Origin of the sequence: Acinetobacter sp. YH12102 (genome assembly GCF_013419125.1) — a bacterium.
In the GTDB taxonomy this organism is placed as follows: domain Bacteria; phylum Pseudomonadota; class Gammaproteobacteria; order Pseudomonadales; family Moraxellaceae; genus Acinetobacter; species Acinetobacter pseudolwoffii.
Genome location: NZ_VPAS01000004.1, coordinates 118,178 through 140,120, shown reverse-complemented (window position 1 = coordinate 140,120; position 21,943 = coordinate 118,178). Strand labels below are relative to the sequence as shown.

General features: G+C 43.1%; 21 protein-coding genes and 4 tRNA genes. 4 read left to right on the top strand and 21 right to left on the bottom strand.

Annotated features, from left to right (window positions below; genetic code table 11):
• Positions 1–202: 202 nt before the first annotated feature.
• From FTU42_RS05150 to FTU42_RS05125, 6 genes are all read right to left on the bottom strand, one after another.
• Positions 203–288: transfer RNA gene (locus tag FTU42_RS05150), tRNA-Leu, on the bottom strand.
• A gap of 402 nt (positions 289–690) precedes the next feature.
• A tRNA-Leu gene (locus tag FTU42_RS05145) sits at positions 691–775 on the bottom strand.
• A 37-nt stretch (positions 776–812) separates the two neighbouring features.
• Positions 813–886: transfer RNA gene (locus FTU42_RS05140), tRNA-Trp, on the bottom strand.
• A 33-nt stretch (positions 887–919) separates the two neighbouring features.
• A tRNA-Leu gene (locus FTU42_RS05135) sits at positions 920–1,004 on the bottom strand.
• A gap of 107 nt (positions 1,005–1,111) precedes the next feature.
• A complete protein-coding gene (locus FTU42_RS05130; protein ID WP_159515899.1) occupies positions 1,112–1,933 on the bottom strand; it encodes a protein kinase in 822 nt (273 codons plus the stop codon).
• On the bottom strand, positions 1,920–3,431 hold the full coding sequence (locus tag FTU42_RS05125; protein ID WP_180083128.1) for a DUF3336 domain-containing protein: 1,512 nt from the start codon (positions 3,429–3,431) through the stop codon (positions 1,920–1,922). Before FTU42_RS05125 ends, FTU42_RS05130 begins: the two co-directional genes overlap by 14 nt.
• A gap of 188 nt (positions 3,432–3,619) precedes the next feature.
• On the opposite strand from FTU42_RS05125, the gene FTU42_RS05120 reads away from it, so the two are divergent.
• Positions 3,620–4,492 (top strand): ATP-binding protein, encoded by an 873-nt coding sequence (locus FTU42_RS05120; protein WP_180083127.1) that lies wholly within the window; start codon positions 3,620–3,622, stop codon positions 4,490–4,492.
• A gap of 61 nt (positions 4,493–4,553) precedes the next feature.
• Here the strand turns inward: FTU42_RS05120 and FTU42_RS05115 are convergent, their stop codons facing one another.
• The gene (locus FTU42_RS05115; RefSeq protein ID WP_180083126.1) at positions 4,554–5,600 is read right to left on the bottom strand and encodes a hypothetical protein; all 1,047 of its coding nucleotides are present in this window, start codon (positions 5,598–5,600) and stop codon (positions 4,554–4,556) included.
• Between the two features lie 543 nt (positions 5,601–6,143).
• Between FTU42_RS05115 and FTU42_RS05110 the strand changes: the two genes are divergently transcribed.
• Complete coding sequence (locus FTU42_RS05110; RefSeq protein ID WP_005171538.1) at positions 6,144–6,389, top strand: EexN family lipoprotein; 246 nt, start codon at positions 6,144–6,146, stop codon at positions 6,387–6,389.
• A 147-nt stretch (positions 6,390–6,536) separates the two neighbouring features.
• Here FTU42_RS05110 and FTU42_RS05105 read toward each other — a convergent pair whose 3' ends face one another.
• Positions 6,537–7,475, bottom strand: coding sequence for a sensor domain-containing diguanylate cyclase (locus tag FTU42_RS05105; protein WP_180083125.1), 939 nt, complete (start codon positions 7,473–7,475; stop codon positions 6,537–6,539).
• A 201-nt stretch (positions 7,476–7,676) separates the two neighbouring features.
• On the bottom strand, positions 7,677–8,693 hold the full coding sequence (gene tsaD / locus FTU42_RS05100; RefSeq protein WP_005171546.1) for a tRNA (adenosine(37)-N6)-threonylcarbamoyltransferase complex transferase subunit TsaD: 1,017 nt from the start codon (positions 8,691–8,693) through the stop codon (positions 7,677–7,679).
• 146 nt (positions 8,694–8,839) lie between these two features.
• On the opposite strand from tsaD, the gene rpsU reads away from it, so the two are divergent.
• Positions 8,840–9,055 (top strand): 30S ribosomal protein S21, encoded by a 216-nt coding sequence (rpsU, locus tag FTU42_RS05095; RefSeq protein ID WP_001136722.1) that lies wholly within the window; start codon positions 8,840–8,842, stop codon positions 9,053–9,055.
• Positions 9,056–9,088: 33 nt separating this feature from the next.
• Complete coding sequence (locus tag FTU42_RS05090) at positions 9,089–9,535, top strand: GatB/YqeY domain-containing protein (protein WP_004729943.1); 447 nt, start codon at positions 9,089–9,091, stop codon at positions 9,533–9,535.
• Between the two features lie 70 nt (positions 9,536–9,605).
• Here FTU42_RS05090 and FTU42_RS05085 read toward each other — a convergent pair whose 3' ends face one another.
• The 12 genes from FTU42_RS05085 to FTU42_RS05030 form a co-directional block, all read right to left on the bottom strand.
• The gene (locus tag FTU42_RS05085; protein WP_100355077.1) at positions 9,606–9,965 is read right to left on the bottom strand and encodes a hypothetical protein; all 360 of its coding nucleotides are present in this window, start codon (positions 9,963–9,965) and stop codon (positions 9,606–9,608) included.
• Positions 9,966–10,074: 109 nt separating this feature from the next.
• A complete protein-coding gene (locus FTU42_RS05080) occupies positions 10,075–11,517 on the bottom strand; it encodes a M48 family metalloprotease (RefSeq protein ID WP_218944592.1) in 1,443 nt (480 codons plus the stop codon).
• Positions 11,518–11,603: 86 nt separating this feature from the next.
• On the bottom strand, positions 11,604–12,572 hold the full coding sequence (locus tag FTU42_RS05075) for a D-glycerate dehydrogenase (protein WP_005096586.1): 969 nt from the start codon (positions 12,570–12,572) through the stop codon (positions 11,604–11,606).
• A 21-nt stretch (positions 12,573–12,593) separates the two neighbouring features.
• Positions 12,594–13,235 carry a hypothetical protein gene (locus FTU42_RS05070; RefSeq protein WP_100329781.1) on the bottom strand — a complete coding sequence of 214 codons (642 nt, stop codon included), beginning with the start codon at positions 13,233–13,235 and terminating at the stop codon, positions 12,594–12,596.
• 205 nt (positions 13,236–13,440) lie between these two features.
• Positions 13,441–15,330: a M48 family metalloprotease gene (locus FTU42_RS05065; RefSeq protein ID WP_005171558.1), complete on the bottom strand. Its 1,890-nt coding sequence runs from the start codon at positions 15,328–15,330 to the stop codon at positions 13,441–13,443.
• A 90-nt stretch (positions 15,331–15,420) separates the two neighbouring features.
• A complete protein-coding gene (gene purF, locus FTU42_RS05060) occupies positions 15,421–16,956 on the bottom strand; it encodes an amidophosphoribosyltransferase (RefSeq protein WP_005096582.1) in 1,536 nt (511 codons plus the stop codon).
• Between the two features lie 24 nt (positions 16,957–16,980).
• Complete coding sequence (locus tag FTU42_RS05055; protein ID WP_005096581.1) at positions 16,981–17,562, bottom strand: CvpA family protein; 582 nt, start codon at positions 17,560–17,562, stop codon at positions 16,981–16,983.
• 5 nt (positions 17,563–17,567) lie between these two features.
• Positions 17,568–18,569, bottom strand: coding sequence for a quinone-dependent dihydroorotate dehydrogenase (locus tag FTU42_RS05050; RefSeq protein WP_005096580.1), 1,002 nt, complete (start codon positions 18,567–18,569; stop codon positions 17,568–17,570).
• Between the two features lie 90 nt (positions 18,570–18,659).
• Complete coding sequence (gene gspM, locus FTU42_RS05045; RefSeq protein WP_180083124.1) at positions 18,660–19,139, bottom strand: type II secretion system protein GspM; 480 nt, start codon at positions 19,137–19,139, stop codon at positions 18,660–18,662.
• On the bottom strand, positions 19,139–20,278 hold the full coding sequence (gene gspL / locus FTU42_RS05040) for a type II secretion system protein GspL (RefSeq protein WP_180083123.1): 1,140 nt from the start codon (positions 20,276–20,278) through the stop codon (positions 19,139–19,141). The genes gspM and gspL overlap by 1 nt, the downstream gene beginning before the upstream one ends.
• Positions 20,279–20,307: 29 nt before the next feature.
• Positions 20,308–20,763 (bottom strand): phosphohistidine phosphatase SixA, encoded by a 456-nt coding sequence (gene sixA / locus FTU42_RS05035; protein ID WP_005096577.1) that lies wholly within the window; start codon positions 20,761–20,763, stop codon positions 20,308–20,310.
• Positions 20,764–20,841: 78 nt separating this feature from the next.
• Positions 20,842–21,915 carry an NAD(P)H-dependent glycerol-3-phosphate dehydrogenase gene (locus FTU42_RS05030; protein ID WP_180083122.1) on the bottom strand — a complete coding sequence of 358 codons (1,074 nt, stop codon included), beginning with the start codon at positions 21,913–21,915 and terminating at the stop codon, positions 20,842–20,844.
• Positions 21,916–21,943 lie beyond the last annotated feature (28 nt).

Here is a 21,943-nt window from a genome sequence, read left to right as displayed (position 1 = left end):
AAATGTATAAAAAACAAACTACAGATCAAGCCTTATATTGTATGGCCTCGGCATTCAAAATAAGGCAACCATGCTTTTTATATAACTTCCGTCACACACGTTCTATCAAGCAAAATAAAGATTTAAGAATAAGATCAATGAAAATTGCTGTATAAAATTTCAGGCAATAAAAAAGCAAGGCATCAGCCTTGCTTCAATATAATGGTGGGGATAGAGAGACTCGAACTCTCACGCCCAGAAGGCGCTGCGACCTGAACACAGTGCGTCTACCAATTCCGCCATATCCCCATGGCTGTGTATATTATAGCGATCAGACCCGATTCACAAGCAATTCTGTAGCAGGAAAATACTTTTATATCAAAATTTAAGCAATTAATTCAGTATTGCGTAAATACTGACCTATTTGCACTGTTGTCGCCTAGTTTCATCGAGACAGATCAAATCAATACGCACCACAGGAGAATCACATATTCAAATTTAGACTTTAGCTGACTTGGATAATATCAATTATTGCATCTAATAAAACAAAGTTTCCTGAAGTTCTGCCCTTTCCTGAGCATTGACCCGTTTTCTAACGTTCTTTAACAGACTAAACCTATGCGTAAAAGACAGCAAAATTTTACAGCTTAAAAAAGCTGGTATAAATTTCAGGCAATAAAAAAGCAAGGCATCAGCCTTGCTTTAATATGATGGTGGGGACGGAGAGACTCGAACTCTCACACCTCACGGCGCTGGAACCTAAATCCAGTGCGTCTACCAATTTCGCCACGTCCCCATCGGGGTACCAACTTAGCGTTGGATTTTTCAAACTTTGGCAGAGGATCAAGGACTCGAACCTTGACGAACGGTTTTGGAGACCGTCATGCTACCATTACACCAATCCTCTACTCGGCCAGTTTACTCAATTACTCAAGTAAATTGGTGGGGACGGAGAGACTCGAACTCTCACACCTCGCGGCGCTGGAACCTAAATCCAGTGCGTCTACCAATTTCGCCACGTCCCCAATGGCTGTGTATATTATAGAGATCATTTCCAGCTGACAAGCCGTTTATAAGAAAAAAACACTCGTTTGATTAAATAAGAAACAATCCCGATTTTATTGTATTTTTCTCATTCGATTTCAGTCACTAAGTAGTGTTTAACCGCTTTAAAATCTGCCAACCGATGCTGTTTTTGCTTGCCTAGCATCAGCGCTAACAACTTTTCAAAAATCTGAATTTGTTCAGGCAACTCAACTTTTAGGCGCTGACAATGTAAAAACGCCCAATCCAGATAGTCAGTTGCCTGCAAGCGCTGTCCACTCAGCCATTCATAAAAAATCACGCCCAAAGCATAAACTTCGCTCTGCAAGCTTTTGGCTTTTCCTTGGAATAATTCCGGTGCCATATAACGTGGTGTGGCATTCAGCTCATCCACTTTCTGATCCAGAGCTTGCACTTGTTCAAAATCAAGCAGACATACCCTGCCCTGAGCATCAACAAAATGCTCCCGCTTTAAATCCGCATGTAAATAGCCCAGCTGTTGCAGGCAGAGTAAAGGTTCTACCGCTTGCAGCAAATGTTGTCGAATCTGCGTTACAGAAAGTTGATCTGGCATGATCTGAAAATGTGCTGGTGCATCGACCAGAATCAAAGCCTGTTCAAATTGTTCATGTTGAATGGTGAATGGCTGTTGAATAATTTGATGGGGAAGGAAAAAGTTCAGATCACTCGAACGGCTATGCGTTTGATAAAAATTCAGCTCCTGCTGCCAGCCCAGCTCTGCATGCGGAGATGATATTGAGCTGTCAGATTTAGTCGACACTTGAGTTTTTAGCCAGAATGCGGGCTGACCCGCAGCATAATACAGGCGTCGGCCAAAACCCAGACTGCGGGTTTTGGTTCTTGGTTGAAAATCGAAAGTATCAAGATGATCTAAATTAAGTGGTTGCAATATATTCAGGCTTTGGATCAGCAGTATATTGATAATTTAGCAGTTCCAGACAATGCTGAATAGTTTTCCCCACCCGTTCCTGAGTCTCGATTAAGGAAATTTTTGGCCAAGTGGCCCGTTCGCCTTCGCGCTGCAAGATTTTAAAGAGATAGGGCCGTGGATTTTGCAGCATATAGCTATAGTGGCGCAGGCTATATTTACCGACAATATTCACATCGCCATAATAACGCTGATCGACCACCCCATAGCCGTGATCGAGTATGCGGCGTACAGGTGGCAAGCTTCCGGCATGTTCCCGGGCAAAATCCATCATTCCTTTGGTAATCACCGCACCCTGACGGCGTACAATCCGTTGTGGCCAGCTTAAGGTACCTTTGCGGAAACGTGCGACATCATCTTGCATAAATGGCACGATATGCGGATTGACCTGGCTGGCGATGGTGTAATTGATATTGTACAGCCGGGCCATTTTTTCCTGTGGAAAATCACTGCGTACACTGCCATCGACCCAACGTGTTGCTCCCATATAAGGGGTATATTCACCATCATAACGCTTACTGGTCAAACGTACTGGCGGAAACAGAATAGGGACTGCACAAGAGGCCAAGACCGCACTCCAGACCAGCACATCCGGAGAAGTATAGGCATTTAAAATACGGGCATCCTGTGCTGAATCATAAGGGGCAACAGCAATATTGATATGCAGACCTGAGGTTTTGAGTGCTTCTTCAAAGGTCAGATCGCCTAAATTTTCGACCAGAAATTTTTTCAGATATTTGACATCTGCCAGACCTCCATTGCCTTTCAGCAATTCACTCATGGTTCGGAAATGAAACGCCTCATGAAAGAAATTATGTCCCTTCAAGAGATCGACATACTGCGAGGATTTGGATACACCCAGCATTGCCGTCATGATGGCACCTGCACTAGAACCCGACATGACCTTTGGCAATAAATCCTGCTCCATCATAGCCTTACAAACGCCGGTATGAAACAGACCCAAGGTCGAGCCACCGGAAAACATCAGGGCCGGCTGACCATAGGCACGCTGACAGCCTTTAAAAAATTCAATTTTTTCTTCAATATTTAAACAGCTACAGTCTGTTGAAGCGATATGTGCCAGCCCCTGACTAACCTGCTCCACATAATCTTCAATAATTCTTTTGGTGCCGACATAGGCTTCGGTGAACAATAAAGGATGGGCAATATTGGCGATATCGTAGCTTAGACCTTCGCGCAGAATATACATCAGGTCGTGGGTACGTTTCTGTTGTCTATAGCGTCTTAATTTACCCAAACGATGCGCAATAACTTCTGCATCAAAATAGGGAGAACTATTGTCGAATTTCCATTCTTGCGCCCCGGATTCTTCATCTATTTTTAGCGCAATATATTTCCATTCCTCATAGGACTCAGCTTGTTGCAGCTGCTGCTTGAGTTTTTTAATACGATAGGCCTGATGTGGATTAATGTCCTGAGTAAAATCTTTAAACAGCATCTGCCTTCTTCCCTATATTGTATTTTTCATTCATCTTGCACTGCGTAGAAAATATGCACCGATCTGTTCATAACAACAATAGCGAAAATTCTCTGCTTTAAGCAAATTATCACACTTTTCAGGCTTTGACTGTGAATTTTAGGGTGATAGTATCCTAGACATAATTTTAAATCTGTAATGCTGAGATCATGGCGAAAATTGAGTTACCTGACAATATCTTGAATACCCTTTCGACTGTTCTGCTGCAACTTCAGCAAAGCCTACCCGAGCTGAAACATGCTCCTGATTTTTCTGCACATGCCTATAAATGGCAACAGGGTGAACTCAAGCCCATTCATCAGCTTAGACAGATGGAACTGGCCGATTTAAAAGGGATTGAGCGACAAAAAGAAAAAGTCATCCAGAATACTTTACAGTTCTTAAATGGCTTGCCTGCCAATGATGTCTTGCTGACTGGTTCGCGTGGTACCGGTAAATCCTCTATCGTTCGTGCTCTGCTGACCGAATACGCAGCGCAAGGTTTACGCCTGATTGAGATTGAACGCGATGACTTGTCAGAACTTCCGGAAATTCAAAAACTGATTGCAGACCGTCCTGAAAAGTTTATTGTCTATTGTGATGATCTGGCCTTTAATGCAGAAGATGAAAATTATCGCAGTTTAAAAAGTGTATTAGATGGTTCATTGCAATCGGGTTCGAGTAATTTTGTGATTTATGCGACCAGTAACCGCCGCCATTTACTGCCAGAATTTATGCATGAAAATACGCCTGTCACCCGGGTCGATGTTCCGCAATATACTGAGCTACATCCTCAGGAAGCAATTGAAGAGAAGATTTCGCTATCTGACCGTTTCGGCTTATGGCTGTCTTTTTATCCAATGGATCAGAATTTATATCTGGAAATTGTAGAGCATTATCTTAAAAAGGCTGAGATGGAATTGGCCCCGGAAACCCGAGCCGAAGCCTTGCGCTGGTGTCAGGCACGCGGTCAACGTTCGGGACGTGCCGCGTATCAGTTTTCCAAGCACTGGATTGGGTCGCAGCAGTTAAACTCTTTGTAAATTATTACTACTCAAAAAATAAAAAGCTCCGCCAGTACGGAGCTTTTTACTCACCTCAATCTTAGTTTTTATCACCAATAATCGTAGACCAGAACAAGTCATCAATCTCGCTACCATTAAAATAAACGGTGGCCTTTAACGATTCAGGCTGCTTCTGTTTCACTTCAATCACCTGATCATAACGGTCAGTAATTTTCAGTACACCCTCTTTTGACAAATGCTTATAATTATTTAATACAGTTTCATCCATCTTGAATGGTGTGGTGGTATCAAAGTCAAAACTGTAACGATAATCTGCCAGAGCAGGCTGACCGATAATCGTGCCACGACTGCTTAAGGTACGGATACCTTTGCTCTCACGACCATAATCATCGACTAGGCTATAACGATAATTTCTTACCTGCAAATACTCCTTACTCTTGCTGTTAAATTCCGCACCCGAAGCGCCGGCCTGATCCGTCTCTGCTATACGCTGAAATTCTAATTGATCGATTTGATAAAACTCGGATTGCCCTAATGCATCTTTACTTTTACGATGCACAATCGTGCCAGAAATCAGATAATCATCCTTGAGATTAAAATCTACATTTGAGCCATAGCGGACATTGGTGAAAGTTAAAGTGGTAGTGTCGCCATTTACGGTCTGAGTGATGCTCGAACCTTTACGATAGGTTTTATCCAGAACCACACAATTGTCTTTATTGTCTTTTAATTTCAGCGTCTTAACCGCACCATTGGTATTTACTTCCGAACAGATCAGATTTGGATATTTAATACTGTTTATACCCAGATTATAGATCTTGATGATACGGCCAGTGCGGCCATAGGGATAATCTCCAAATACCTCACCAATCATGTGACCCAAGGCAACGTTATAGTCGGTATCATTACCGCTATTTCCAGAAATTTTATCGCGAATTTTATCTAAGATTTTCTGATTTTCAAAAGGGATAAACTCTTTTGAAAGTTCAGGGGAAATGCTTTCCTTAGGAACATTTGGAGGCGTGGTCACTGCAGCACGATCTGAATCACTGCCGCTTGCGCCGCCACAGGCACTAAGTAAACCCGAGACAACAGCGAATCCGAATAGAGAAATCGGCTTTTTCATAAAATTTATTCCCTAAATTTCTATGCATTTTTATTTGATTATTACTAAAGATTAACCATCTCAAAAGTGAACAGCCAAACGCTATAACTGCCGATTGATATTTTTTCTTGGCACTGCTTCTGTTTGGCACGTTTCATCATTCATTAAAGGAACTGTTATTTCTGTAAATTTAATGTAAATATTAAATGACATAGATCATGAAAAAATGAGCGGCTAGCCTGCTGTTCTTGCTGATCAGTCTTAGGCTTGAGTAATTTTTTAGTCGAATAAATAAGAAACATTATCTGTAACAAAATGCATCATATTTGTAAACTAAGCGTTAAAATCAGCTCTATATGGCAAACCATTAAAATGTATCATCCTCCTAGAAAAGCGATTTTCCGGCAAAAGTAATTGTGTTGTTAAATATATAAAAAAACAATGTATTACAATTATTTAAATATACTTAAAAAGCTAGACTTTAGTGTAAAGGATTGTTTTTTTAAGCAACTTTTACTTTAGACTAGCTTTTCATTTTTTATATTTAAATTAACGGTTTAGGCAATGAAAATCCAAACAACATTATTAATCACTTGCGTGATAACACTAATGACAGCATGCAGCCAAGTTAAGACACAAGAATATTATGCTGGACATCTTGAAGAAGCACAAAAAGTCGTACAAAAGTGTGAGATTGAAGCCCGCAAAAACAAAGAACTAAAAGATAAGTTTGTAGAAAACTGTACCAATGCCAGCATGGCAGTCATGAATGGCATGCTTAACAATTTAAGCCAAGGCCTATTCAAATAAATACCCATAGCCTAACAACAAAGAGAACAATAATTTTGATGTTGGGCTATTTATATAGCCATAAATGGCTGTGTTTTTATTACTCTACTTAACCCGTTTACAATCTAAAAAATAATTTTACCCATTATATTTCAATATCTTGAAAAATTATGTTACTTTATTCAGACGTTTATACTCAAACATATTCCTATCCGCTTGTGCGAGTGCTTCAAATAAACTATGCGCTGGATGGCGCATTGCCATACCAATTGCTGCTCCGATGTTTGCCGTGCTAAACGCTTCGATCAAACGTTCAAGCAGACTCACATTACTAGACTCATCATTTTCAATGCTCAGAATTACGAACTCATCTCCACCCAGACGGGCGACAATATCATTAATCCGTACATTTTCCCGGAGCACCTGAGCCGCTTTCTGAAGCAGCTTATCTCCTTCATCATGCCCTAGGCTGTCATTGACTTTTTTGAGGTCATTCAGGTCAATAAATAATACAGCAGCAGGATGACCATATCGTTTGCAGCGCTCTTCTTCTGCCCATAGCAGTTTTTTCCAGGCACGCCGGTTATATAATCCTGTTAACTCATCTTTACTGGCTTCTTCCTGCAATAATTCATGTTGTCTGATCTGCTCGCTTTGACGCAGTTCCGCCTGCAAAATCGAACTCAGTAGTTGGCCAAATAACTCGACCATTCCCATATCCTGAAGAATCGCTTCGGATTTGATTTCCGGATCAATCGCACACAGTGTTCCAAACAGACTACCATCTTCATTGATTAAAGGCTGACCAATATAAGCCTTGATACTCACCTGCTGGTTAATCGGTGCAGTCGCATAAAGCGGAATATCTTCAGAACGAGGGGCAATTTTAGGTGCTTTACCTGCCACCATATGAGAACAGAAAGAGTCGGCCCATTGAAAAACCTGTCCAGCTTGTACATTGTAGCCATGATCTTCACTTTGCAGCACAATCCAGTCCTTAGCTTCTACTCGGGTGATCATCCATAAATTAAAGCCAAAATGCTGATGCAGAAACTGTAATACTGCCTGCCCAGCATCCTGAAAACTTTTAAAATTTATATTCTCCATCCGAAGTAACCCCTGCTCCACATTTGCCAAAATATGAGTAATATAAAATTGGAAGTATTAAACTATTTTTCTGTATTTAATAGCGTGTATTTATCTTATAACAGCTATAAAAATAAATATTCACAACACATCGTTTCATAAGTTTTCATTAAAGAATTAATAATAAAAAAGAGGCCTAAGCCTCTTTCTGTCAAGCTGAATTTATACTTCCGCAGGATTGGTTAATTCCGTCATTGGCCAACGTGGTGTCGTCGTCACCGCCAAGCCATCCTGTTGGCCTGCTTTTAAACGCTGATAACCGGCAAAGGCAATCATCGCGCCATTATCAGTACAAAGTGCCGGTTCTGCATAATAAACAGTCGCTTTAATTTTGGCTAAATCTGCTTCTAAACGCTCACGTAAGCGTTTGTTGGCACTGACACCACCGGCAATCACTAAACGCTTCAAGCCCGTCTGTTTCAATGCTTTAACTGACTTTTTCACCAAGGTATCGACAATAGCTTCCTGAAAACTTGCTGCAATATCTGCATCACGGTTTTCATCACCCAGTTTTTTCATTTGTACAGATACAGCAGTTTTTAAACCGCTAAATGAGAATTCCAGCCCTTGATGGAGCATTGGACGTGGGAAAGCAAAAGCAGCAGGATTGCCTTGTTCAGCCAGTTTGGAAATGTTTGGCCCACCTGGATAGGGCAGACCCATCATTTTCGCCACTTTATCGAATGCTTCTCCGGCTGCATCATCAATCGATTCACCCAGCAATTCATACTGGCCAATACCATAGGCTGCCATCAGCTGTGAATGCCCACCAGAGACCAACAGCGCCACAAATGGAAATTCTGGCGCTGTTTCAGACAATAATGGTGCGAGCATATGCCCCTCCATATGATGAACACCAATTGCCGGTTTGTTCAGTGCAAAGGCCAAAGTTCGACCAAACAACGCACCTGTCATTAATGCGCCCATTAAACCTGGCCCACGCGTATATGCAATGGCATCAATTTCCGATTTTTTGACGTCAGTTTGCTCCAATAATTCATTCATTAATGGAATCAGTTTACGCACATGATCACGTGACGCCAGCTCTGGAACCACACCGCCATATTCTGCATGCAGTTTAATCTGGCTATAAAGCACCTGCCCGCGTAAACCCAACTCGCTGTCATACAGCGCAAGTCCTGTTTCATCACACGACGTTTCCAAGCCTAAAACGATCATTAAACTGCCTATAACCTGTATCAATTCTATTGCAGTCACTATTATATGCTTGTGGTATGAGATGTAAATGAGTAAAATACTGACCTTCACTTGTGATCACAGGCATTCGGCCTGCGATCTTATCCATAACTTTATGAGGATTCTTCATGCCACAAGTTAAATTGAAAGAAGGCGAACCAGTAGACGTAGCTATCCGTCGTTTCAAACGTTCATGCGAAAAAGCGGGTGTTCTAGCTGACGTACGTAAGCGTGAATTCTACGAGAAACCAACTCAAGAACGTAAGCGCAAAAAAGCTGCTGCTGTTAAACGCTACCAAAAGAAATTGGCGCGTGAATCAGTACGTACGACTCGCCTTTACTAAGATTAATTTGTGATTGACTGCCTGGATTAAATAATGACGACTTTAAAAGACCAAATCACGGATGTTTTGAAAGCAACAATGCGTGCCAAAGAAATGTCCAAGCTGACGGTCATACGTGGTCTACAGGCGGCAATTAAGCAAATCGAAGTCGATGAGCGCAAAGAACTTGACGACGCTCAAGTTCTTGCGGTCATTGAAAAACAAATTAAACAACGTAAAGAATCGATCAAGGCCTTTGATGGTGCTGGTCGAGAAGATTTAGCTAGTAAGGAACAAGCCGAGGTTGAGGTGTTATCTCAATTTCTACCAGAAGCTATGACTGAGGAAGAACTTGATTCCATCATTGCGCAAACGATTGCAGCGCAAGAAGCTACTAGCATGAAAGATATGGGTAAGGTGATGAATTCTCTGCGTCCGCTCATAGCCGGGCGCGCCGATCCTGCACAAGTTTCAGCTAAAATTAAAGCGAAACTTGCTTAATCCCACTTCTCTAATATTCGATCTTTAACGTTGAACTGACTTTTTATAAAAGACAGTTCTTAACGTATTCTTATTGCAAATAACAGTCAACCTGATAACGTTTCAGCAATTGCATCTCTTTTGAAGATTTCACTTCTATAATCACATCCTGTTTAGTTATCTTCTGAAATTGACGATCCAGATAGGCACGATTTTGGTCAGCCGCCTGATATAAGCGATCGGCATAACGTTGCACAATACTACAAAAATGTGAATTCTGTGCTGCGCTAAAACCTTGTTGCTGCGGATTCAAACCACCCAAGAATTGACGCGATTCCTTTTTATAGTCAGCATTAATACGCTCTACCGCGTCTACATACTCAACAGCACTCGCAGCAAATACCGCATAACTCCACCCCAATAGACAGATGCCCAATAATATTTTCTTCATAGCATGCTTCAGATTTAATCGCACTGATCATTAAAAAAAGATTGTAGCCCGATTCAGTATATCCTGACCATATCATCCTGATATAAAAAGCTTAAAACCTGACTAAGGCTTAAATTTTATATTGACGTGCCTGCTGCATCTGTTTCAGGCGTTGGTTAATGGTTGCCGATAAAGATTGATTATTTTTCGCTGTACGCTGTGCATGTAATAATGACTTGATGGCGGTTTCCTCATAACCGGACCAGTATTCTACTTCTGCACGATAACGCAGCACATTGGCGGCCTTGATTGCCGATGCTGGCTCTGCATTGGTCGCCAGCTGCATCAATCGCCAGCCACTCACATCGCGGGAATTGGCATTCAAAAACTTTTGTACAATCTGTTTAGCTTGATCAGGTTGCTGGGCACGAATCAAGACTTCTGCATATTTATAATTGAGTGCGCGGTTTTCCGGCATGATCCGCGCTGCCGAAGCCACACTTTTCAACGCTGCATTCAACTGGTTCTGACCTAAGTAAATATCAGTCTGAAACAAGACCAATAAAGGATGCATCTGGTTATGCTTTTTCGCCTGATCTAAAGCAGCCTGTGCGGCCTGAAAATCACTTTGCTGTATCTGGTAGGCAGCCAAAGCAAGCTGACCGGCAAAATTATTCTGCCGATTCATCAAACTGAGCTGCTCCTCACTGGTCTGGCGAGACAGCACCCTGCTATACCATTTGATAATCTCAAAGTCCTGATCATTCAGCTTAGGTTTGACCGCAGGCAGCTGATTGGCACGCAAACGTGCTTCACTCATACGCTCAGTCGTCAGTGGATGGGTGAACCAGAAATCCGGCAGGAAGCTTAAGCGACTGGTCGAGCGATGCATGACTTCGAAGAAGTCAGCCATACTATGCGGGTTATAGCCCGAACGATACATATATTGCATGCCAATTCGGTCTGCTTCACGCTCCTGATTACGACTATAAGTCAGCTGTTTATCCATCAACGCGGCTTGCGAACCCATCATCACCGCAGCACCCGCATCACCATCCGCCTGAGAGGCCACCAATGCCCCGACCAGAATTCCGGCCAATGCCAGCAAACCCTGCCCCTTAAAAGCATCTTGAGAGCGACTGTAATGACGTTGTGTGACATGTGCAATTTCATGCGCCATCACCCCCGCCACTTCATCCATATTTCGGGCTGAATTGATTAAACCAGCATTAAGAGCAAACAGCCCTCCCGGCACAGCAAAAGCATTAATTTGTGGATCATTAATCACCAGCAAACCAATGGGCTGTTGTAACTGAGTCTGACTGAGAATATGAGAAAATACCGACAGCAGCTGGTCTTCCAGCCATGGATTCTGCATGACTGGCATTTGCTTATGCACTTCGCGATAGACTTTTTCACCGATCATTCTTTCTTTTTGCTGATCGAGTAAACCCACGCCTGTACCAATATCAGGCACAGAAAAGTGTGCAGTCGCTTGATTAAAATCATGGCTAGAGCTATGCCCTGTCACCATGCACATCGTTAAGCCACACGCCAACGCCAATCGTTTCAATGAAAAATCTCTAAATCTATTGTTCTAAGCTGCCTTGAATATAGCATTGAAAAATGGGCATATACGCAAGAAAATGTTATTTAATATTATTGAAACTCAGGATTAACCACATAGCGTGGCACTCGCCCTTCTAAAGCATCCACCAGATTCTGATAGGCCAATTCGGCCATTTTTTTACGGGTTGCAGCCGTCGCAGAACCCACATGTGGCAATGTAACCACATTGTCCAACTGAAATAATTCAGATTCTTTTAAAGGTTCTTTCTGATAGACATCGAGACCGGCAGCAAAAATCTGCTTGGCTTTTAAAGCGTCAATTAAAGCCTGCTCATCAATGACTGAGCCACGTGAAATATTCACCAATACCGCATGTGGTTGCATTTTTTCCAACTCAGCCGCTGCAATCAGCGCTTTAGAATCAGCATTTAAGTCAACCGCAATAACGACAAAGTCGGAACGCTGTAATAGTTCATCTAAGTCAGAATACTGTGCATTCAGGCCTTGGGCCAATTCTGGTTTTTCACGGCGGTTATGGTACAAAATATTCATATTGAAACCATAAAAACCACGACGTGCAACTGCAGCTCCAATATGACCCAGACCGATAATACCTAAAGTTTTTCCAAAAATATCCAGACCAAATTGTGCTTCACCGACAGTACGCTGCCATTGTCCTTGTTTGGTCCAGTGATCCAGATAAGCCACTTTACGTGCCGCAGACATCAACAATGTAAAAGCCAGATCTGCCGTGGTTTCAGTCAGTACATGCGGGGTATGGCTGAGATAGATATTTTTTTCATTTAAATAATCAAGTTCATAGTTGTCATAACCGACACTGACACTAGAAATGACTTTAAGCCGGGTGGCAGTCGCCAGATTGTCACGATTCAGCAATCGACCTGCACCAATCATGCCATCGGCATCCTGAACCTCCTGCAAAAGCTGCCGGTTCACATCGCCTAACTTGGGTTGTATATAAGCGACATCATAATGTTGTTCAAGTTTATTTTGAATATCAGCATCGATCTGACTAAATACAACCACTTTTTGTTTCATATTTTTTATTCCAAACTCATATTATTTCAAGCTGGCAGACCTATTTTGCATAAACTGCCATAAACGTTTTTTCAGAATTGGCTGATCTAGCATTTCCTGTAAAGAAGCCAACTGGATTATTTTACTATTTGAAATATAAGGTACAGTTCCCAAAAAAATAATATTTTTCTCGGCACTCATCCCATCGAGAAAACCCTGAATATAAGAGTCCACACCGCGCCCATCCTGAACATTGGCCCAAGGAAATGGCCAGTTCAGCTCACAAAACTCGCTGACCACTGCACGCTGGATATTCGTCCATAAATTCTGGGTTTCTTCAGTCATTGCAGTCGCATCAATCACAATACTGCAATGGGCCAGACTTAAAATCTGCAAACTAAATGGCAGAATTTGTATGATTTCACGCTGTTCCTGAACCAGTACTGGCGTGGGCACTGATACCACAGGCATGACTTCAGCTTCGGGCTGAATAACCGGCTCAGGAATTGATAGATCTGTAAATACCTCGGGCTGCTTGGACTGAGGCAAGACAATGTCACTGTGAAATTCTGGTGCAGCCTGATCACGCCAGATCGAGACCTGATGTGGCTGACATGCGCTGTCCCTAGGAATCCAGAGATCAATTCCTAATGTTGCCAGTATGTCACGCTGATGCCCTATCATCTTTTCATCATCACCAATTTCAGGCTGAACATTTTAGCCGGATTGCCTCTACTTTGCCGAACTTTTTCCGCTTTTCTTTTTTATCCTGATGGATTCTAATACAAAGTCGATCTGCCTGCTAAAAACTGTACTTTTAATACGCAATTAAATCACTGCCTCTGTTATAACAGATGCAGTTTCAAACTGTGAATTGTTATCTTCTTTTTTACATAATGGTTAAACTGTTTTTCTTCAACATTTGTTGAATAATCTGCTCTGCCTCAAAACCCAAGCGCCAATAAAGCAGTTCCATCACATCCAGTTCGTCCTGAGTCACAATACGGTCGCTCCACAAACAGGCTTCTGCGATCCCCAAAATCCCGAGACGTTCACGCAGTAAAAGCCCCGAAATATCATTCAGAATTTCCGCCAGATCAATCGGCTCATCAGAAATTTCATTGTATAAGTCCAATTCTCGAGCCGACAAAATCCGGTTTAAAATGCGTTCGCGAACCTCAAGCTGGTTTCCGCTATTAATCTGCTGCACATGCAACAAGGCATCAATCAGACGCACAATCTGGGGCTTAACTTCATCCAAAGCTGTTGGAATATGTGCGGGCAATAGATTCAGCTCATATTTGACACATTCCAGCAATAAGGCATCAAGCAAGCCAATTTCACCATCTTCCTGAATAATTCGTGCCAGTTTCATCAAAAACTGACGTGCAACTGTGGTGGGCATCCCGCCAATATTCTTGCAGGCTTGCTGGAAAATCGAAATATGCACCCGCCCATCCAGATTCAGCAGTGAATCTACAATGGCGCGGCTCACTTCAGCCTCAGTCGGAATAAATTCACGATATTGACGAATCATCAAAATGGCAACCATGACTTCACGCGAGCCGGTCGCCGTCTGCAATGCACGTTCAAGCAACTCCGGACGCGGCATACTCAGCCGCAGCTCTGGATTCAGTGGCTTGATCGCATCTTTAATTGCAAAGCTGATTGGAGATAGACGCAACAACGGCAGAGGCTGTGGCGAACTCCAGCTCATCGCAGTCTCGGGCACCACTTCTTCCAGAGAACGAAATAAACTGAATAAAGGCTGATTCTTGAGTTTCTTCAAGTTCTCGAGCTGCAAATCCTGAATCAGGGCAGGATTTAATTCATAAATTCGTTGATTAATATTTGGGTGAATATTCAACCAGTTTTGCGGACTCAAGGAATTGGCAAAACACATATGGGAAATGGATTCGGCATATTCACTATAGATTTGCGAACCGGAATGATGCACATGAATTCTGAGTAAAGTCTGGATATTGGCATCATTTTGAATCAGGCGGCGAGTTTTCTGGTCATTCTTAAAAGTGCGTCCACCCAGTGAAATATATTTAATAAAGCGTGTGATCAATACCCCCAAACTGCCAATCAGCCAGATTACTGCGCCAATTGCGACATAAAAGGTTTCAAACTTATTTTCACGTCGAATATCAGTTCGATAGAAACCAGATTTGGCAATTTTGCTGCCCCACTGGCTAAAGGTGGTTAAACTGCTATACAAAATTTTTAAGCGGGTATTTTCCGCAGTTTCACCCGACAGAATTTTATTAAATTCGTGACTGAGTAAACCATACAGCTCGACTTTATCCAGAGTTTGTACCGCACCCCAAGTCAGAATAATCGCGGTATCTCGCGGGCTAAAACCCGCCGTCAGCGTATTAACTCCAACTTCATCGGGCAGTACATACACCGCCGGAGGTTCAATTAAAAAGGTATCGGCCAGCTGCTGGGTAATTTGCAGTGCCGCACTTTCCTCAGGAATACTTTCCATCGGGCTGAGACGGCGCGCACCCATCTGTTTTGCCAGCGAATAACCGCCATTCCGGAAAAGATAAAATTCATAGATGACCGAGATCAGCATCACACATAACAGCAACGCAATCAGATAAGGACTGAGCATATGCCAGAAAATAGACTGGGTAGAATCAACATAAAAAACGAATAGACCAACAACGGTATTGATAATAAAAATAGTTAACAGCACAGCAATCAAGCAGAAGCTTACAGGCAATACGATATTCTTGTTTTTTATAAAATCATATCCTACGTTGCGCAATGTAGAACCCTAGTTAAGATTATTTTCAATGGGTTCATCATAAAACAAAAAAGCGGGAAATTCCCGCTTTTTCATGATGATTTTAAGCGCTTAGACTTCACGTACGCCAGTTAAATCCACAGAAGCTGCATCGATATTCACATCGATGTAATTCCCTTCTTTCATGGCACTGTCACTACGTTTTTGCTGTAGATCATCCAGATACTGCGCATCAATACCACCTGCGACATAAACGCCGTCAAATACCGAACAGTCAAAATCTTTCAGATCTGGCACTTTGGTGGTTCGAACTGCATCTTTTAAATCTTCCAGATCCTGGAACACCAAACGGTCTGCACCAATAATTTCACGAATTTCTTCAACGCTACGATCTGAGGCAATTAGCTCTGATTTTGCCGGCATATCGATACCGTACACGTTTGGATATTTCACCATCGGTGCTGCGGAAGCAAAGAAGACTTTTTTCGCACCAGAATCACGTGCCATCTGGATAATTTCATTACAGGTCGTACCACGCACAATCGAGTCATCGACCAATAGTACGTTTTTACCCTTAAATTCAAGCTCAACCGGGTTCAGTTTTTGACGTACCGATTTTTTACGTAGTTGCTGACCTGGCATAATAAAAGTACGACCGATATAACGGTTTTTCATGAAACCTTCACGGAATTTCACACCCAGCATATTGGCAAGTTCCAATGCAGAAGTACGTGAAGTATCCGGAATCGGAATCACCACATCGATATCATGCTCTTCACCCCACTCGCGCAGAATTTTTTGCGCCAGCTTCTCACCCATTTTCAGACGTGCTTTATACACCGAGATTCCATCAATAATGGCATCCGGACGGGCAAAATACACATATTCAAAAATACATGGACGATATTCAGGATTGCTCGCACATTGCTTGGTAAAGAAATTACCTTGTAAATCGATAAATACCGCTTCACCTGGCTGAATATCACGCTCAACTTTGAAGCCCAGCGCAGTAATCGCAACCGATTCAGAAGCTATGATATATTCCATGCCCTGTTCAGTTTCACGTGAACCGTAAATCAGTGGACGGATACCATTCGGATCACGGAAGCCCACCAGACCTTGTCCGGTAATCATTGCTACCACACCATAAGCGCCTTTACAACGCTCATGCACACGTGTTACCGCATGGAAAATATCTTCCGAAGTCGGCACCAATTTGCCATGTTTTTGCAATTCATGCGCTAGCACGTTTAGCAGCACTTCTGAATCAGAATCCGTGTTCATATGACGCAAGTCAGTTTTGAACAGGTCATCGTGAATTTCTTCGGCATTGGTCAAATTACCGTTATGCGCCAAGGTAATTCCATACGGCGAGTTCACATAAAATGGCTGTGCTTCTGCACTGCTCGATGAACCGGCTGTTGGATAACGCACATGACCAATCCCGTAATTTCCTTTCAAGGCACGCATATGACGGGTATGAAATACATCACGCACCATCCCATTGTCTTTACGAAGGAACAGACGCCCTTCATCACATGTCACGATCCCAGCTGCATCTTGTCCACGATGTTGTAACATCGTTAATGCATCAAACAACATTTGGTTAACGGGTGATTTACCAGCTATACCAACTACTCCACACATAGCAACCTCGCAGACAAGCTAGGATTAATAAAAAGGATTATTTGTAGACTCATCTGCAGCTCCAGATTTGGACGATGTTTCAGATGATACAGCTGAAGGTTTCGATGTCCCTTCAGGCTTGATATGTTGTAGTGCACCATTCGCGGCGTCTTTCGACATTTGAGTCGCCCAAGGCGCATAAGGCAATAAGGCTTGAATAAACTTGGACTGTTTCCAGTGCGGTGAGCTTTCTACCCACGGGCCAATGCCTTGCATGGTAATCAGCACAATCAGCAAGCCTTTCAGGCTACCAAAGACACCACCTGCCAGACGGTTAAGCGGACCCAGTTTAAGACTCTTTAAAATACGGTTTAAAAGCGCAGTGACGATCCAGGTCAGAACCACAATTAACAGGACGATAAAGGCGAAGGCTGCTATCTTTTGTACGACTGGATCTGTACTCAGAGCAACCATAGACGGCGCAAGTAGCGTTGAATATTTTGCCGCAACAATCAGGGCAAAGATCCATCCCACTAAGTTCGCAAAGGCTTTAATAAATCCTTGACGCAAACCGTTGAGCCCTCCAATGAGCAAGATAATCAGCAGAAAGATATCAATGGCATTCATAGGATTTAAAGTGCGTCTACACAATCTTTTACAAGTTCAGGTCCAGTATAGATGAGGCCACTATAAACTTGTACAAGGCTGGCACCTGCCTGTTTCTTGGCAACAGCATCTGCGCCTGAAAGAATACCACCCACACCAATCAAGGGAATTTGTCCTTTTAACACCTGAGCAAATGCAGCCAGACATGCGGTACTTTTCTCAAAGACTGGCGCGCCAGATAGACCACCTGCCTCCTCTGCATGCGCCAGACCTTCCACCCCTTCACGTGACAGTGTGGTATTGGTCACGATCAGACCATCAATCTTGAATTGCAGTAACTGCTTGGCAATAAAGGCAATATCGGTTTCGTCCAGATCAGGCGCTACTTTAAGGACCAAAGGTACATAATGCTGGTATTCCTGCGCCAATTCAAGTTGACGGTTTTTCAATGTTTCAAGCAGTTCGGTCAGCGCATCACCACTTTGTAAACTGCGCAGATTTTTGGTATTGGGAGAAGAAATATTGACGGTAATGTAAGACGCATAATTATAGACTTTTTCTAAACAAATAAGGTAATCATCTACTGCTTTTTCTACCGGAGTATCAGCGTTTTTACCGATATTGATGCCGAGAATGCCTTTAAATTTGGCAGCTTTGACATTTTCCACCAGCTGATCTACACCCTCATTATTAAAACCCATACGGTTAATAATGGCTTTGGCCTGTGGCAAACGGAATAACCGCGGATGGGGATTGCCGGCTTGCGGTCGCGGGGTAATGGTGCCAATTTCAATAAAACCAAAACCTTGACCAGCAAGGGCGTCAATATAAGCACCATTTTTGTCTAAACCTGCCGCAAGACCTACTGGATTGGGAAATTCGATTCCCATACAAGTCACAGGTTTCGCAGCAACATTTTGACGCATCAAGCCCATTTTATGGGATGATTTTAATAGTGATAGTGTCAGCTCATGTGCACGCTCTGGTGCTAAAGAAAACAACAAAGGGCGGGCTAGAGAATACAACATATCTAGAAAAGTCTACTGCTTTTTAAGTCGGCATATTATAGGCATAGGCTGACAAAAAAACCATGCTTTGCAAATCTTTATTTTTACCGTTTATTGCACGGTCGCGGTTAATTTAATCTGTCCTGCTTCATTATTTAGTTCCATTTTCTCAACACTTAGACCCATTTGTGCCAGTTGAGTCAGGAAGTTTGCCAAAACTGCATAATTTTCATGCATGACTGCCAATTGAATTTTTCCATCTATTTGCTGGGATGCAACCGAAAGACCTTGTTGCTGTGCCACCCGCTGTACTTTCTCTGCGGCATCCAGCTGCATGTCTCCAGCAGGTTTCATGGTGACTGCATTACTTTGCATCCAGACAATGGTATCTTTCAGCTGATTTAAACGTTTCTGCTGGGTGTCTGCTGCCTGATGCATATACCAGAGTGCTGAACTGACCGCAGCCACAACTACAAAAATAGTGGTAAAAATCACCAATACCCGTTCACGTGCCGAGAGACTGTCCAGATAATCACTCATTTTTTCAAAAGACTGATCCATGCGATTTTGTAGCGCTTCGATGGCTTTCATTATTGCACCCTCACCAGCCCAATTGCACCTGTTCCGCTGGCCTGAATATTCCCCAGCTCCACTTTAAAGCCTTGCTGACCCAATTGCTTGGTCAATGCATTTAGCGTATCTGATGAATTGGCCTTGAGCTCCATACTCAACACAGACGCATCATAATTGATCCGTTGTGCCACAATCTGGTTCTGCATCAAGACTGGTCCAATCCGACTAATCAGCTGTAATGCCTGTGTATCGGCGATCTGGCTTTGACGCAACTGCCCTTCAAACTGGCTTTTGATATTCTGCTCAGTGACCGGATAATTTTGCCCAAACCAGTACTTGAACTGATCAACGGCCTGTGCAGCGGTCTGATTTGCCACTTTTTTATATTGATACCAGCGCACCGCATCATAACTAAACTGTAAGACTAATATGCCCAGAAATACAGCTGCACATGCTTTCCAGTAACCGGAAATGGCACCTTCAGATTTAGCTTTGGGCAATACATTAAACGCATGTTGTTTGGGTTTTTTCAATACAGGAAGGACATACTGAAAAGATTCTAACTGCTCCTGTGTGACCAGTGCTTCTAGGCTACTTAACTGATCCTGATTCAGACTACTAACTTTATAATGCAAATCTTTGGGCTGATAATCCAGATACAGACTCAGATCATCCAGCGACTGGCCGATATATTCTGCCTCTCGTACCAACAAGCGCCCACCAATTTGGGTAATCACCCGCTGATTGGCTTCAGGAACTGGCAGTACCAAAAAGTCTGGCAGCAAAGCCGCCAGCTTGACGGGAATCAGGTTGAGAGAATACTGCAAGGTCTCGAGGGTCGAATTCGCAATCCCCATAATACTGACCTGATCAGGCTGCTGAAAATGATGCAGCACTTTCATGGCATCGACGGGCAGCACCACATATTCTTCAAGCAGATACTTGATGCCCTCATTGCCCATTTTTTTATATTGGCTCTTGGGCAAAGTCTGCTGCAAAATTTGCACATGACGGCTCGGGAAAAACACTACTGCTTCTTCACCATGATGAGCCTGGATCTCCTGAATCAACTGCTCAAGTGTTTCCGCAGTATTCCAGAATTCCCCAGTTGACCATTGCCAAACCCCATTGGCCTCAGGCATCCATAAATACAACATCGATTGTGTACTACCGTTTTAATTGGTTTTTATAATGTAGGAATAAAACTTTTAACTGTTGTCGACAAACCCGCGGCAATGACTGGCTGCGCATAGATACGTGCTTCTGCCAATGCATAGGGATGAAAAGACTCCGCCAGCAAAATAGAAGAAATGTGCGCCACCACATTCATATGACACACCACGGCAATCGATTCATAAGGCAGTTGCGACAACCATTCAACCGCGACCTTGGCATCATCATCGGGTTTAATCGCATTACAGATCACCACCGGCACATCTTGAAAATACTGCTGCAGATGGGCCAGGGTTTCCTGCGCACGCAATAAGGGACTGACCACAAATACTTCAGGTTTAATCATATTTTTTAAGAACTGTGCAGTTTGCTCAGCCTGCTGATGACCACGCTCCGTCAATGGACGCTTGCTATCATTGCCATTGACTGGTGGAGCAGCCTCACCATGTCGCACTAAAGTCAGTTGCATTGGGTTTCCTTATTTTCTTTTGCCTGCATGATAACTGGCCAATATGACAATTCACATACAGTCCCTTTGTGTTATAGATCAGACTTGATGATGTGGCAAGACAAATTCCACATCACTGCGATGACCGTTTTTCATCAATGACAATGCAATGCTGAGTGGTGGTGCACCTTCAAAAATCACATCATACAAGGCAGAAGTAATTGGCATATAGACATCCAGTTCTTCGGAACGCGCCTTGACCTGTACGATGGTATTGATCCCTTCTGCAGTTTGACCCAGTTCAGTAGTAGCCTGCTCCAAAGTCTTGCCTTTGCCCAAGGCAAAACCAACCTGATAATTACGACTCAGCGGACTGCTACAAGTCGCAAATAAATCACCCACACCGGAAAGCCCGAGGAAAGTCAGCGGATTCGCGCCCAATTTTACCGCAAAACGGCTCATTTCAGCCAAAGCACGGGTCAGGATCATACTCTTGGTATTTTCACCCACGTTATATGCTGCTGCCATACCCATCGCGACAGCATAAATATTTTTTAATGCGCCCCCGAGTTCTACCCCATGCACATCATCACTGGCAAATACGCGGAACAATGCACTATGTAAGGCTTGTTGTACCGCATAACGCACCAGCTCGGATTGGCTGGCAATCACGGTTCCTGCTGGCTGTCCTGCCACAATTTCTTTGGCCAGATTCGGTCCTGATAACACGCCATAAGGCACTTCAGGCAACACTTCACGAATGATATCACTCATGAAACTAAAGGTTTTGGCTTCAATGCCCTTGGTCAGCGAGATCACGGCTTGTGACGTAATAAAAGGTTTGATTTGCTGCAAGACATCCCGGAAAGAATGGCTCGGAATAGCGACTAAAATAATATCTCGATCACGCACAGCCTGTTCTAGGTCTGACACCGCCAGCAGATTTTCTTCTAACTTAAAATCTGGCAAATAGCGTTTATTGATATGCGTGGCATTAATATCTGCCGCAACTGCTTCGTCACGAATCCAGATCATGGTATTGCAACCATTACGCACTGCAGTATTGGCCATTGCGGTACCAAAACTGCCCCCACCCAACACCGTGACTCTTAAAGCGGTCTTATGATCGACTGCAACCGGCTCGACCAGTGCTGAAAAATTTAATTCTGACATGTTATTTTTTAATACCCTGTTATACCGT

What these genes read in the sequence shown, in the direction of transcription:
- FTU42_RS05125 (WP_180083128.1), bottom strand. Translation starts at nt 3,431, where the DNA reads ATGCTGTTTAAAGATTTTACTCAGGACATTAATCCACATCAGGCCTAT.
- FTU42_RS05120 (WP_180083127.1), top strand. Translation starts at nt 3,620, where the DNA reads ATGGCGAAAATTGAGTTACCTGACAATATCTTGAATACCCTTTCGACT.
- FTU42_RS05115 (WP_180083126.1), bottom strand. Translation starts at nt 5,600, where the DNA reads ATGAAAAAGCCGATTTCTCTATTCGGATTCGCTGTTGTCTCGGGTTTA.
- FTU42_RS05110 (WP_005171538.1), top strand. Translation starts at nt 6,144, where the DNA reads ATGAAAATCCAAACAACATTATTAATCACTTGCGTGATAACACTAATG.
- FTU42_RS05105 (WP_180083125.1), bottom strand. Translation starts at nt 7,475, where the DNA reads ATGGAGAATATAAATTTTAAAAGTTTTCAGGATGCTGGGCAGGCAGTA.
- tsaD (WP_005171546.1), bottom strand. Translation starts at nt 8,693, where the DNA reads ATGATCGTTTTAGGCTTGGAAACGTCGTGTGATGAAACAGGACTTGCG.
- rpsU (WP_001136722.1), top strand. Translation starts at nt 8,840, where the DNA reads ATGCCACAAGTTAAATTGAAAGAAGGCGAACCAGTAGACGTAGCTATC.
- FTU42_RS05090 (WP_004729943.1), top strand. Translation starts at nt 9,089, where the DNA reads ATGACGACTTTAAAAGACCAAATCACGGATGTTTTGAAAGCAACAATG.
- FTU42_RS05085 (WP_100355077.1), bottom strand. Translation starts at nt 9,965, where the DNA reads ATGAAGAAAATATTATTGGGCATCTGTCTATTGGGGTGGAGTTATGCG.
- FTU42_RS05075 (WP_005096586.1), bottom strand. Translation starts at nt 12,572, where the DNA reads ATGAAACAAAAAGTGGTTGTATTTAGTCAGATCGATGCTGATATTCAA.
- FTU42_RS05070 (WP_100329781.1), bottom strand. Translation starts at nt 13,235, where the DNA reads ATGATAGGGCATCAGCGTGACATACTGGCAACATTAGGAATTGATCTC.
- purF (WP_005096582.1), bottom strand. Translation starts at nt 16,956, where the DNA reads ATGTGTGGAGTAGTTGGTATAGCTGGTAAATCACCCGTTAACCAAATG.
- FTU42_RS05055 (WP_005096581.1), bottom strand. Translation starts at nt 17,562, where the DNA reads ATGAATGCCATTGATATCTTTCTGCTGATTATCTTGCTCATTGGAGGG.
- FTU42_RS05050 (WP_005096580.1), bottom strand. Translation starts at nt 18,569, where the DNA reads ATGTTGTATTCTCTAGCCCGCCCTTTGTTGTTTTCTTTAGCACCAGAG.
- gspM (WP_180083124.1), bottom strand. Translation starts at nt 19,139, where the DNA reads ATGAAAGCCATCGAAGCGCTACAAAATCGCATGGATCAGTCTTTTGAA.
- gspL (WP_180083123.1), bottom strand. Translation starts at nt 20,278, where the DNA reads ATGTTGTATTTATGGATGCCTGAGGCCAATGGGGTTTGGCAATGGTCA.
- sixA (WP_005096577.1), bottom strand. Translation starts at nt 20,763, where the DNA reads ATGCAACTGACTTTAGTGCGACATGGTGAGGCTGCTCCACCAGTCAAT.
- FTU42_RS05030 (WP_180083122.1), bottom strand. Translation starts at nt 21,915, where the DNA reads ATGTCAGAATTAAATTTTTCAGCACTGGTCGAGCCGGTTGCAGTCGAT.